The 11797-nt window shown below is 63.0% G+C and carries 12 protein-coding genes; 10 read left to right on the forward strand and 2 right to left on the reverse strand.

What is annotated here, in order from left to right:
- Window positions 1-74: 74 nt before the first annotated feature.
- The 4 genes from VKR55_RS32335 (at window position 75) to VKR55_RS32350 (ending at window position 4304) form a co-directional block, all read left to right on the forward strand.
- Entirely contained in the window at window positions 75-890 is an 816-nt protein-coding gene (locus VKR55_RS32335; protein ID WP_414642518.1) for a polysaccharide deacetylase family protein, read from the forward strand.
- A 152-nt stretch (window positions 891-1042) separates the two neighbouring features.
- A complete protein-coding gene (locus tag VKR55_RS32340) occupies window positions 1043-2380 on the forward strand; it encodes a polysaccharide deacetylase family protein (protein ID WP_324409466.1) in 1338 nt (445 codons plus the stop codon).
- A 211-nt stretch (window positions 2381-2591) separates the two neighbouring features.
- Entirely contained in the window at window positions 2592-2876 is a 285-nt protein-coding gene (locus VKR55_RS32345) for a GYD domain-containing protein (protein ID WP_324409467.1), read from the forward strand.
- 303 nt (window positions 2877-3179) lie between these two features.
- The gene (locus VKR55_RS32350; RefSeq protein ID WP_324409468.1) at window positions 3180-4304 is read left to right on the forward strand and encodes a D-alanine--D-alanine ligase family protein; all 1125 of its coding nucleotides are present in this window, start codon (window positions 3180-3182) and stop codon (window positions 4302-4304) included.
- Between the two features lie 106 nt (window positions 4305-4410).
- Here VKR55_RS32350 and VKR55_RS32355 read toward each other — a convergent pair whose 3' ends face one another.
- Window positions 4411-4785, reverse strand: coding sequence for a hypothetical protein (locus VKR55_RS32355; RefSeq protein ID WP_324409469.1), 375 nt, complete (start codon window positions 4783-4785; stop codon window positions 4411-4413).
- 297 nt (window positions 4786-5082) lie between these two features.
- Between VKR55_RS32355 and VKR55_RS32360 the strand changes: the two genes are divergently transcribed.
- The 4 genes from VKR55_RS32360 (at window position 5083) to VKR55_RS32375 (ending at window position 7371) form a co-directional block, all read left to right on the forward strand.
- Window positions 5083-5409 (forward strand): hypothetical protein, encoded by a 327-nt coding sequence (locus tag VKR55_RS32360; RefSeq protein WP_324409470.1) that lies wholly within the window; start codon window positions 5083-5085, stop codon window positions 5407-5409.
- Between the two features lie 66 nt (window positions 5410-5475).
- Window positions 5476-5736: a hypothetical protein gene (locus VKR55_RS32365; RefSeq protein WP_324409471.1), complete on the forward strand. Its 261-nt coding sequence runs from the start codon at window positions 5476-5478 to the stop codon at window positions 5734-5736.
- 113 nt (window positions 5737-5849) lie between these two features.
- Window positions 5850-6788 (forward strand): GNAT family N-acetyltransferase, encoded by a 939-nt coding sequence (locus VKR55_RS32370; RefSeq protein ID WP_324409472.1) that lies wholly within the window; start codon window positions 5850-5852, stop codon window positions 6786-6788.
- 169 nt (window positions 6789-6957) lie between these two features.
- Complete coding sequence (locus tag VKR55_RS32375) at window positions 6958-7371, forward strand: YybH family protein (protein ID WP_324409473.1); 414 nt, start codon at window positions 6958-6960, stop codon at window positions 7369-7371.
- A gap of 48 nt (window positions 7372-7419) precedes the next feature.
- On the opposite strand, the gene VKR55_RS32380 is transcribed toward VKR55_RS32375, so the two are convergent.
- Complete coding sequence (locus tag VKR55_RS32380; protein WP_324409474.1) at window positions 7420-8397, reverse strand: DUF2380 domain-containing protein; 978 nt, start codon at window positions 8395-8397, stop codon at window positions 7420-7422.
- Between the two features lie 215 nt (window positions 8398-8612).
- Between VKR55_RS32380 and VKR55_RS32385 the strand changes: the two genes are divergently transcribed.
- Together VKR55_RS32385 and VKR55_RS32390 are read left to right on the forward strand one after the other, a co-directional pair.
- Window positions 8613-10079, forward strand: a complete 1467-nt coding sequence (locus VKR55_RS32385; RefSeq protein WP_324409475.1) for a sensor histidine kinase — start codon at window positions 8613-8615, stop codon at window positions 10077-10079.
- Window positions 10076-10750 carry a response regulator transcription factor gene (locus VKR55_RS32390; RefSeq protein WP_324409476.1) on the forward strand — a complete coding sequence of 225 codons (675 nt, stop codon included), beginning with the start codon at window positions 10076-10078 and terminating at the stop codon, window positions 10748-10750. Before VKR55_RS32385 ends, VKR55_RS32390 begins: the two co-directional genes overlap by 4 nt.
- The last annotated feature ends 1047 nt before the right edge of the window (window positions 10751-11797 follow it).

The following is an 11797-nucleotide window of genomic DNA, read 5'->3' on the forward strand; positions in this document are numbered from 1 at the left end:
GCCGGGTTTGACAGAAGGGCGCAACTTGTCTGAGCTATGGTCGAGGCCATACCCAATCGGCAGCATCAAGCGCAATGCCAAACACGTGCCGGCTTGAAACGATCCCCCGATTGCTCAACGGGTTCGGCATCGCGTTCGTGGTCGCGCTCGCTTGCGGGCCTGCGGCGCGCGCCGCTTGTCCGCGCAAGGGAACGCTCGGCACCTCGCGCGTGATGGAGGTCGATGCCGTCTCCTTTCCGCGGGTGGGCTTGAAGGAATTTCGGCATACGCTGCCGCTCAGGGATCACGAGGTCGTGCTGACCTTCGACGACGGCCCCTGGCCGCCGACTACGCCAAAGGTGCTAAAGACGCTGGCGAAACAATGCGTGCTTGCGACGTTCTTCCTGATCGGCAAGCCGGCATCCGAGCACCCCACATTGGTGCGGCGGATTGCCGCCGAGGGCCACAGCATCGGCGATCACACCTGGACGCATTTCGACCTGAGCCACATGCCACAGAGCAACGCTTTCAAGGAAATCGACGATGGCATCGCGGCGGTCGAATGGGCGCTGCACGGAACTGCGACCACCACCCCAAGCACGCCCTTCTTCCGTTTTCCGGGCTTTCTGACTACGCCGGCGACGCTCGAACTGTTGCGATCGCGCGGAATTGTCGTGTTTGGGGCCGATCTCTGGGCCAATGACTGGGACCCGTTGACGCCAAAGGCGGAACTGCGGCTCCTGATCTGGCGCCTCAGGGTCGCGCGGAAGGGGATCATCCTGCTGCACGACGCCGAGCACAGGACCGCGGTCATCCTGCCGGCATTTTTGCGATACTTGCGTGACCATCATTATCATGTGGTTCACTTGGTGCCGACGGGTCCGGCCGTTGACTTTGACGGGGTACCCTGATCAGAAACAAGGGGGAACCCGGGCGGGTTAAGGCCACGTTCAGAAAGCGGTCCGCATCGTCCGGTGTGTTGTTGGAATGCAGACGGTGCGTCATGGTCGGTAATCGTTTGGCTGATGTCCGGATCGTGTGTTGGACGGCGTTATGCCTCGCCATGGTCTGTTCCACGGCGCGGGCCGAACCAGCGGCATCTGCGAATAATTGCCCCGGCCATCCCGATGCGATCGGCACCTCGCGCACGCTGGTCGTCGATCCTCGCGCGCATCCTCGGATCGGCTCGATGCAATATCCGGAGACGCTGCCGCTGCAAGACCATGAGGTCGTGCTGAGCTTCGATGACGGGCCGCTGCCCAGGAACAGCAACCAGGTGCTGCAGATCCTCGCCGACAATTGCGTCAAGGCGACCTTCTTCGAGATCGGTGAACAGGCCAGAGCATATCCGGAGGGCATCCGCAAGCTTGTCGCCGCCGGCCACACCGTCGGCACTCACAGCCAGCGCCACCCGCTCAACTTCGAGAAGATGACGGAGGAGCAGGCCAGGCAGGAGATCGACGAGGGAATCGAATCAGTCAAGGCCGCGATGGTCGATCCGAACGCGCTGGGCCCATTCTTCCGGATCCCGGGACTGTTGCGCGCGCCGCCGGTCGAGGCCTATCTCGAGACGCAGGGCATCCAGATCTGGAGCACCGATGTCCTTGCCGACGATTGGCATCGTATCTCGCCGGCGAAGGTCCACGATCTCGCGATGAAGCGGCTGCACGAGATGGGCAAGGGCATCCTGCTCCTGCACGACATCCAGGCACGCACCGTCGCCGCGCTGCCGAAAATCCTGCAGGACATGAAGGCGCAGGGTTATCGCATCGTCCATGTCGTGGCTGCGACGCCGGACCAGCCCGCGACGCCGACCGAGCCGGAGCAATGGCAATTGCATCCGCCGTCGGAGGACAAGGCGATTGCGCGCTGGCCGAAGCTGCCCAACTTCATCTACGCCGACACCGACATACTGCCGGCGCCGGACGCGACCAATTTCGACCTGGCGGAAAGCGACATTTCGCTGGCACTGGACCCTGGCGCGGGACGGCGCGGCGTGCCGTTGCAGAAGGAGACGTCTTGGCCGCCAGTGGAGGAAGCGCCGCAGGTCGTGGCGACCGCGGGATCGTTGCCGGTACCAGCGGAAAGCGTGTTCGACATCCCCGAAACGGCGCGCGACTGGGTCCAGCCGTTTCCGCTGCACATGCATCACTACGCGGACGGCGAGATTCCGCCTCGCGTCGTCGTCGCAAGGGCCGCGCAGCACGCGCGCCATGCACGCGGCCGCCGCCAGGTTCGGCGTTTGGCTCACGCTGAACCAGCCGCTACAAAGCCAGCCGCGGCAAAACCTGCTGCCACAAAACTGGCTGCCGCTAAGCATCAGGCAGCGGCGACGCGTCCGGCCCGCGCGGGTCCCAAGCGCACGGTGCACGTCGCAAGCCTGAAGAAACGCAAGATCTAGCGCACTTCGCTCTCGCCGGTTCGCACTCCTCGCAATCAGTGCGTTCAGGTCCTAATCCAGTTCAAAGCGGAACTGCAATCCTGCTTGAGCGCGGATACTGCCCCACGCCGGCTCCCCTACGGAACGGCATGTACGCCGGTCGCAGGAAGGCGTATAACGCTTCGGTCCTTCGCGCACGACGATCAACGATCAATATGACGTGGAGGTGGCCATGAAATATGTGCTGCTTGGCAATCTGAGCCCAGAGTGGGCGAACAAGCAATCGGACCGGATCGGCAAGGCCAAGGCAAAGCTCGACAAGCTGGGCATCAAGATCGAGTCGATCCACTACACGCAGGGCTACTACGATTTCGTCGACATCATCGATGCCCCAAATCCGGAAGCGATGCTGGCGTTCTCCGTCTGGTACTCGACCCAGGGTCTGGGGCGGATTCAAAGCATGCCGGCCTTCGACGCAAAGAGCTTCGAAGCCGCGATCAAGGGCGCAGCGGGCTAAGCCGGCGTCGATGAGAGCTGCGAGCGATCCCTGACGTCGCGCATTGCCGATAGGTCGCCCAGCCCGTGGGGTTGCAGCCGAAGCAATTATTATTGCTCGCTCGGCTGAACGCGGCCGGCTGAAGCCAACATCGTCTCTCCGCTTTTAGGTCTGCGAAAATCGCGCAGGCTCCGTCAACGGTACGACGCCGGCGGTCCATCGGATATCGCCGGACGAACGTGTCAATCTGGTTGCATTTTGAATCGCCGCCCACCCTTGATAGGCTGCGCCAAAGCAAATCGGCCGCTGAAGGATGGAATGATAATGTCGACTGCGCCTTCGAAGATCACCGTGGGGCTGTTGTTCGGAGGCCGATCGGCGGAACACGAGGTCTCAAGGGCATCCGCGGCGAACGTGCTGCGAGCTCTCGATCCGAACAAATACGACGTCGTTCTGATTGCTTTGGCCAAGGACGGTCGCTGGCTGATGTGTGATGCCGGCAATGGATGGAAGACGGGTGCGGCGGCACTTACCATTCCAGAGGACGGCACGCCGCTTGCGCTGCTACCCGGCGGGAAAGGGCAAGTCTTGCAATTCGTTGCCGGGCAGCAAAATGCGCGCGCCGCTCCTCGCATTGATGTCATGTTCCCGGTGCTGCACGGGCCTCATGGTGAAGACGGAACGGTCCAGGGCGCGCTTGAGCTCGCCGACGTTCCCTATGTCGGATCGTCGGTCATGGGTTCGGCGGCTGCCATGGACAAGGATGTCGCAAAGCGGCTGGCGCGAGATGCCGGACTTCCGATTGTGCCGTTCGTTACGTCGTCGGCTCATGCGCCTGTTGATTATGCGACTGCCGTACGCGCGGTCGGCAGCACAGACCTGTTCGTCAAACCGGCCAATCTGGGCTCGTCTGTCGGGATATCTCGCGCGGGAACTGCGGAGGACTTCGCGAAGTCCTGCGCTCTTGCTTTTCGGTATGACCGAAAGATCCTCGTGGAGCGCTGCATCGATCGCGCACGCGAGATTGAGTGCTCCGTTCTCGAAGACGATAAAGGCTCTGTTCGCGCCTCGCCACTTGGCGAAATCGTGCCGGCAGACAGGCATGGGTTCTATTCGTATGAAGCGAAATATACCGACTCGAACGGAGCGAAACTCGTCATTCCCGCAGATGTTTCGCCTGAACAGAGGGGGCGCATCCAAGAGCTTGCCATTCAGACATTTCGGGTGCTCGGCTGCGAAGGCATGGCCCGGGTCGATTTCTTCCTCAGGGGCGAAGCAATTTTCGTCAACGAGGCAAACACCCTGCCCGGCTTTACCTCAATCAGCATGTATCCAAAGCTCTGGGAGGCTTCCGGCCTGCTACAGTCTGACTTGATAGACATTCTGATCGCTCACGCGCTCTCTCGTCATGCGCGGCGCCCCCACAATTGGATCGAACGGAACGCTTGAGCAGCCAAGCCACGCGCGTTCCTTATTTTAGCCCGTGGAAAAGCCGCGAACTAACGTCCGAAGTGCTCGCGCGGGGCGCCATCGTCAGGGCTGGATTCGAACCGAATTAGTCGCTGACGATCTTGGCGACGCAGAGCAGGACTACGGCCGCGAGGAAGAACAGGTCGATATAGGACTTGATCTCGCCGTCGCGGCGCAGAAGCGTAACGTCGGCGACCGTCTTGGTCTTGATCGGCGAGGTCGCACCGCCCTGGGTGACGAGAGCGATGACGCGACGCGATTCGATCTCCAGGCGCTCGATGCGCTGGAAGAAATAGAACGAACGCAGCGCCGACGCCGCGCGCATGCCGGCATAGGCCAGGATCGCGATCGCGAGGATGGCGCGGTTATTGTATTTCTCGATATAGTTCAGGCTGAGATAGACGGTTGCCAGAAATGTGAAATTGGTGACGAAGCGGTAGGCGAAGCTCAGAAATCTCATGCGTGTGCCCGTGTCTGTGCCTGCTCAGGCCTGATTGATCGAACATGTCATTTGGAATTTCCGACAGTGGGGCCAGACGCGCCGAGGTTGGTCCGCAGGCCCTTGGGTGTACGCCAGCGTTGTAACAGGAAGGCAACGAACGCGCTGTCGGGAAAGGGCGCGCGGACCCGCAAATCACTGCGCCGGTTTAGATGCGGGTGAGACACGTTTCAACCCCCGAGCTGCCCTCGCGGCCGGAGGCGCTCCCCTCCGCTCCTGCTGCTACGATATCGCTTTTCGTTGTCCGGAACAGCGATCATGAAACGGCCTGATGGGCAGCGGCTGGACGAGCGCCTCGGCCAGCCGTTCGTGACCAAGAACCGCCCCGGCCATCGCGAGCGCCCTGCCCGGTTAGGCAGGCCGGTATATGGCCTCGCGGCGCCGGTCAAAGACGCCTTCCGACGTCATCGAGCGTTCAACAAGGAAGTCAACGCCGCCTTTGCCGACGCCGCAATGAAGGCGGGTTTTGCTGCCATGAGCGGCGAGCCGAGTCCGGGAACACTTGCCCAATTCGGCAGTTTGATTGCGGAGGAAACCGAGAAGTGGGCGAAGGTAGTGAAATTCGCCGGCTTCAAGATCGAGTAAGAGCTTGATGGCGGCCGATCCGGGATCGCGGTAGGATGGGTCTCGCCACAGATGTGGGGTGAGCTGATGCCGAGGAAGGGAGTCACCGGCCACGACGGATGGGTCGTCACGGAGGCGCTGGCGACGGCGCTCGTTGCGCTGGAGCAACTCCCGCCAAAGCACCAGCCGCAGGCCCATATGGACGATATGCGGAAACTTCTGGCCAGTGCAGGCGATCCCGCCGCTGTCAGCCTGCATCTGGCGCAGGCCAAGTGCCGGCTGTTTCCAGATCTTGACCGCGCCATGATCTACCGCGAGTACGGCATCTCCAGCGACGAGTACGGCTAGGGTCTGGGCCAGCCGTTAACCTCCTTGCGTTCCATTAAGGTTGAATAGAATTTGACGTTGCCTTGCCGGGCGAGTGCGACATTGTGCGCCTCGGAAACGACAAGGCAGATCCCATGGTCACGGTTTCGGAAGAGACGGCGGTTGACTACGAGCTGACCGCGAAGATTGCGACCGAGGCCTTCGCGCTCGGCGATGTCCATTTCTCCGCCGAACGAATCAAGTGGCTGTATGAGCGCAGCTTCGGCCGCGGCACCACGGTGCTCGCCGCGACCGACGACGGGCGCAAGATCGGGCAGATCGCGCTGATCGGCCAGAGCGTCTGCGTCGCAGGCGAGGTCCACCCCGCCGTCCAGCTCATCGACCTCTTCATCCTCAAGGCCTATCGCTCGGCGCAGCTCGTGCGCAAGCTTTACAAGGAAGTCGAGACATTCTGCGCCAGCCGCAACATCCGCTACATCCTGGCGCTGCCGAACGACAAGTCGGTGCTCTTGAACGCGCGCTTTCTGAAACTGAGCCCGCTGCTCTGGCTGCAGATTCGCGCCGGTGTCTCGCTCAGGCAACCGACGCCGGGCAAGATCAGCCATTCCGGCCAGCTCAAGGCGATGACACGCGATCAGGCCATCGAACTGTTCTCCGGCTTCAATTGCCCTGCGAGCGAGAACGGCTCGCACTGGGATGCCGAAAGCCTGTTCGACCGCCTGGACGATCCGACGCGCGCCTATGCCGTGCACACCACGGACAACCTCCTCCTGGTCTCCGCGGAGCGGGAGACGAGAGGCGTGAGCTACACCGCACTCTGCGCCTTCTTCGCCCGCCCCTCGACCGATCTTGCTGATGGCGAGGTCGACGATCTCGTTCGCGCCGCCTGCCGGCTCTGGAAGCGGCCGGCCTTCGTCTATGTCGGCACCAACAGCCGGCTGCCGAAACTGCCGGGCGTCCCCCTGCCCGGACGATTGCGGCGACCGATTCTGGTCCAGCTCCGCGACACCTCTACCGACGGCCACGACGTGCGCTTCGACCGCTTCCAGCTCATCGACTCCGATTTTGCCTGAGAAGGATTGGCGGCCCGACGCGATCTGATCGGGCGACGCGCCGACCCCGCCGACAGAAGCGGTCATTCCAGCCCCCCTCTTCGCTCCCACCCTCTCATACACGACCGCGTGACCGTGTCGGATTCATGCCCCTTGGTCCGTCCTCTGAGCGCACGGAGGACCTGAAGCCATGTCTGAATACGCCGACACCGACGAGACCCGGATCAAACTCCTTCTCGAAACCTGGGCGGACGCGGTCCGCCGGCACGACATTCCCGCCATTCTCGCGCATCACGAGTCGGACATGGTCATGTTCGATCTGCCACCGCCCCTGCAATGCAAGGGGATCAAGGCGTACGAAGACACCTGGGACCTGATGTTCCGCTATCATAAGCCTGGAGCAGCCTTCGACATCGAGGAGCTCGCGGTGACCGCGGGCCAGGACGTCGCGTTCGCAGTTGCGATCATGCGCTGCGGTCCCGACTCATCCAGCAACCCGGCGGACAAGGACGGCTTCCTGTTCCGGCTGACGGTGGGGCTGCGCAAGGTCGACGGCGACTGGCGCATCACGCACGAGCATCACTCCGTACCCGCGACCGATTAGTCCACTCGGACGTGCTCGGCGCATGAAGGTCTCGGCGCATTCGCACCGCTAGTACGGCGGGCTATCGTGCAGCAGCCGATCGCGAACCAGGCGCGCTGCGCCGCGGCTCCAGGAATAGTTCGCGCCCATCCGAAGGCCGCTGTCCGCATTGGCGACGACAGCGCCGTTGCGGATATTATGGATCTGGAATCTGACCGTGTATTCGGTGCGGCTGACGCGCCTGATCACGCCAACCAGAGATTGCTCGGCGTCAAGCGCAAGCGCGATTTGCGCGTCGCAGCCGCCGCAGTCACGTATAGTGCGAGCCTTGACGGCGTCTGCGCCCGCGGCGCCGGCATCGATCACCTGATAGCGCCCGGACTGTGCCAGAAGCCGGCGGACCGCCGCGGTCGTATTGTCCAGCTCGCCCGCATCGGAAGCCGTCTCGCCAGTCGATCCGGCGGCGGCGCTCATGTCCTCGAGCCCGAAGGGAAACACGGCAAGCTTGATCGGCGCTGCGGCGGCAGCCGGTGTCGGCGAGTCCGCCAGTGCCGAGCGGATTTGCTCCGAAATGAAAGCTTCGGCCCGCTGCCATGACTCGTCATTGTCACCGCGGAACGCGAAGATCCGCTCGTACACCACGCGGTTGGATGCGACATCGACGGCCGCAGCGCGCGCCCATTGCACCAGCGTGCTCGTCTTCTGGACGGCGCCGACAATCAGGACCTGCGCACCGTCTTGCGAAGCGGCGCGCAGTCGTTGTGCTGGTGGCGATCCGTTCGCCGCGCAGTTGGGCGCACAACTGGACGTAACAAGATGAAAGCGCGCATCCCCGGTTACATCGTCTCTCAGCGCGGCCATGAAGGCCTGCAAGCGCTTTTGATGGGCCGCGGTCTGATCGGCCGGCTCGTGCGAGGTGTCGAGATAGCTGAAATCGTCGATGGCCACAGTGCGCGCTGCGGGTGTGCCGGACCACGCTGTGGTAAGGCCGCAACCGAGGAAGAGACCGGCTGCAACGATGGAACGCGCGAGGCAGGAGTGATACATGGCGCTGTCGGCCTCCGTCGAAGACCTAGGGAACCCACGATAGGCCTAGCGGCGGCTTCGCGAAGCTGAAGCCTTCCCGCTCGAAGCCGGGAAAATTTCACGATATGGCCCCTGCGGCAGGATGCGGTGCTTTCCCGCATCCCGGTTCTGTCGTTAAATGAAGCGGTGGCAGCTTGCTGCCCGCGGGCAGCTTCATCGATGCAAGGCATCTTGAGATGTGGAGGTTTGCCAAGGGTGATCTCAAATACCGCCTGACGCTGCGGGTCTCCGCCATTTCGGCCGTCTGCTTCGCAGCCATCTCCGCCTATTTCCTGGTCGACGCCGACAGGTCCGTGCATGCCAGGATCGACAAGATCGCGGAGATCACGGCGAAGACGCTGGAGATGCAGCAAAGCAAAACAAGCTGGGTCAGCACCCCGCGGCGCGACTGGTTTCCGGACCTTGGCGTCGTCGCGACGTCGCTGATGACGCCCGGCCTGTGCATTGCCTATCGCACAACCAGTGGGGACGTCGTTCAGCAGTATTGCGGCGGCGCGGAAGCCGGCGCCAGCCATCCGCCGCGCATCTTTGCGGCATTCTATCAGAGCCTGTTTGATCCCGGCCGCCAGGCCGTCCGCCCCGTCGTGTTTGGCGGCACCACACTCGGCGAAGCCGCCGCCTGGATCGATCCGGCCGTGCTCACTGCGAACGCCTGGCACGAGGCGGGCCGTCTCATCGCCGCGCTCGCGCTGGCGCTGCCGCTGCTCTGCGCGCTCGTCTATGCGGCCCTGGCGCGCGCACTCCGTCCGACCCAACTGATCCGCGGGGGTCTCGAACGCATTGCCGCCAACGACCTCGCCGCGCGCCTGCCGCCATTCGATCTTGCCGAGCTTTCGGCCATCCGCGACGTATTCAACCAGCTCGCCGAAAACCTCGCCACTGCGCTTTCCGAACGCAATGAATTGACCCGCCGCTTGATCGCGCTCCAGGACGAGGAACGCCAGCATCTGGCGCGCGAGCTCCATGACGAATTCGGGCAGTCGCTTGCCGCCATCCGTGCGCTTGCCGCATCGGCGCGGGCGAGTGCCGCACAGGATAGTCCCGCGCTTCTCGCCGAGTGCGACAGCATCGCGCGCACCGCAACCGGCATGATGGAGACACTGCGCGGCGCGCTGTTCAGATTGCGCCCGCCGGATGTCGAGGAGCTGGGCCTGGTTGCAAGCGTCGAGGGCCTGATCGCCGGATGGAACGGCCGCTGCCGCGGTCAAACCGTGTTTGAACTCAGATTGTCGGGCGATTTCGAAAGCCTGCCCGCCACCGTTGGCGCCAATCTCTACCGCGTCGCGCAGGAGGCCGTGACCAATGCGGCCAAGCATGCGGAAGCGACCCGGGTCGTGCTGCAGCTTTCGATGCGCGCGGCGCAAGGGAGCGTTGATCACGGGCATGCCAGCGAACATGTCAGGGAACATGCCAGGGAAATCGAGCTCATCGTCGACGACGACGGCCGTGCGGCCGACCGTGCGGCCAAGTCCGGCATGGGTCTGCTTGGCATGCGCGAGCGCGTCGCGGCATTGGATGGTCGAATGACCTTCACGGCCGGAGCGCACGGCGGGTCTGCACTGCGCGTGATCATTCCGGTCGCGGCGCCATCGCCGGCGCGGACGGAAGACGATCATCGTGCCGGCGCGGAGTACGCGGCATGACGGCGGCCGGCGGGACCATCATGCTGGTCGACGATCACGCCGTCGTGCGCGAAGGCTATCGATCGGTTCTGCAAAAGCAGCCGGGACTGAAAGTCATCGCCGAAGCTTCCGACGGCGCTGAAGCCTACCGGCGCTTCAAGGAGGTGAAGCCCGATCTCGTCATCATGGATCTGGCGATGCCGGGTATCGGCGGCATCGAGGCGATCCGGCGCATCCGGCAATGGGATCGCACTGCCCGCGTGCTGGTGTTCACCATGCATCAGAACGCGGGATTTGCCCTGCAGGCGATCCGCGCCGGCGCCAGGGGCTACGTCACCAAGACGAGCCCGCCCGAAACGCTAGTGCGTGCCGCGATGGACGTGCTGGCCGGCCGGATGGCGATCAGCCCGGACATTGATCATCAACTCGCGCTCGGGCGCCTTGCCGGCGAGACGCTTGCTGCCGACGTGCTGACCCCGCGGGAGTTCGAGGTGTTCCGGATGCTGCTCGCCGAACGGACGACGCAGGACATCGCCGAGGAACTGCACTTGAGTCCAAGGACCGTCGCCAACCTGCATTCGCTGATCAAGGACAAGCTCGGCGTCGGCTCCGACATCGAGCTGGTCCGGCTCGCGCTGCGGCAGGGGATTCTCTCGCAAGCCGATGTGGGTGAGGCCTCGCGCGCGGAGTGATGAAGGCGCGGACATCGATCGCTTCCAGCTCATCGGTCATCACCACACGTAGCGCACTTGCCGGCATAGCGGGAAGCGCGGGGTGGGCAAAGGCGCAAAGCGCCGTGCCTACCATCTTCGCGTCGGCAGGAATGGTGGGCACGCTTCACTTTGCACTGCTGAATGCGGGCGGCGAGCTGCGTCGGCCCCCGCGCTGGAGAGGAGCGGGCTACCAGGGAGCGTCGGGCCCTGTTAGGAACGGAGTTCGCGGGTATTTTCAGAGGCAGAGCGGCCAGTGATGCGCCGACGCAAGGCAGCCGCGGTTTGACCGCGCGGCCTTGATAAACCGGGCGAAGGAGCCCGCTATCTCGCGAAGTTCACGAGCTTCGATCGGCGCGTCCGATTCGACCGATTCAAAAAGCGTGCTTATGGTGCGCTCGGAGCGCCCACAACTATAATCCGTGATATTGAAAATACTACACTTTTTCGGCCTCAAGGAAGGAAATGTATCACATTTTGTATCGCAGCCTGTATCACAGAATTCCGACCCGTCGGGCACACAAAGATGCCAATCGCGCATGATTCCGGCATCGATCCCAAGCAGACTTATAACCCAGAACGCTGCACGCGAACCGGCCTTCGGAATCTGCCCGCGGGGGCCACCCTCTCCTAATTAATTGCAGAGCACGATTCGAGGCAGCGCGGCCCGGTGATGCGGGATATCCCTATTTGAATCGGCCTTACTTGCCTCGGCGAGGTTGTGGCGTTTCGTGGTGCTCGCTATCTCGCGATTCGGCGAATAAAAGCCTCCAGACAGTCTTATGATCTGAGCTCGCGCTGGGCGTCCTCGCAAAGTCGCTGGACGACCAAATTTGATGATATTCAGGCGCGTGCGACGCAATATGCGAACGGCGAGCCTTCTCGACTTCAAGGGTTATGGTCGTCCATGGCGAAGTCGTATGCAACTGAGATGGCAAAGTTGGCCGACACCTTCGCTTGGGCGGAGACAACCGATGTTGAACGTCTCCGTGTCGCCGTAAGAACCGCGGGACTGTCGAGCCTACGGGC

This window comes from Bradyrhizobium sp. (genome assembly GCF_035309285.1).
GTDB lineage: Bacteria > Pseudomonadota > Alphaproteobacteria > Rhizobiales > Xanthobacteraceae > Bradyrhizobium.

Bases quoted from the DNA above. Each gene is read 5' to 3' on its own strand.
- VKR55_RS32385 (WP_324409475.1), top strand. From the start codon at position 8,613: ATGTGGAGGTTTGCCAAGGGTGATCTCAAATACCGCCTGACGCTGCGG.
- VKR55_RS32370 (WP_324409472.1), top strand. From the start codon at position 5,850: ATGGTCACGGTTTCGGAAGAGACGGCGGTTGACTACGAGCTGACCGCG.
- VKR55_RS32340 (WP_324409466.1), top strand. From the start codon at position 1,043: ATGGTCTGTTCCACGGCGCGGGCCGAACCAGCGGCATCTGCGAATAAT.
- VKR55_RS32355 (WP_324409469.1), bottom strand. From the start codon at position 4,785: ATGAGATTTCTGAGCTTCGCCTACCGCTTCGTCACCAATTTCACATTT.
- VKR55_RS32380 (WP_324409474.1), bottom strand. From the start codon at position 8,397: ATGTATCACTCCTGCCTCGCGCGTTCCATCGTTGCAGCCGGTCTCTTC.
- VKR55_RS32390 (WP_324409476.1), top strand. From the start codon at position 10,076: ATGACGGCGGCCGGCGGGACCATCATGCTGGTCGACGATCACGCCGTC.
- VKR55_RS32360 (WP_324409470.1), top strand. From the start codon at position 5,083: ATGAAACGGCCTGATGGGCAGCGGCTGGACGAGCGCCTCGGCCAGCCG.
- VKR55_RS32365 (WP_324409471.1), top strand. From the start codon at position 5,476: ATGCCGAGGAAGGGAGTCACCGGCCACGACGGATGGGTCGTCACGGAG.
- VKR55_RS32375 (WP_324409473.1), top strand. From the start codon at position 6,958: ATGTCTGAATACGCCGACACCGACGAGACCCGGATCAAACTCCTTCTC.
- VKR55_RS32335 (WP_414642518.1), top strand. From the start codon at position 75: ATGCCAAACACGTGCCGGCTTGAAACGATCCCCCGATTGCTCAACGGG.
- VKR55_RS32345 (WP_324409467.1), top strand. From the start codon at position 2,592: ATGAAATATGTGCTGCTTGGCAATCTGAGCCCAGAGTGGGCGAACAAG.
- VKR55_RS32350 (WP_324409468.1), top strand. From the start codon at position 3,180: ATGTCGACTGCGCCTTCGAAGATCACCGTGGGGCTGTTGTTCGGAGGC.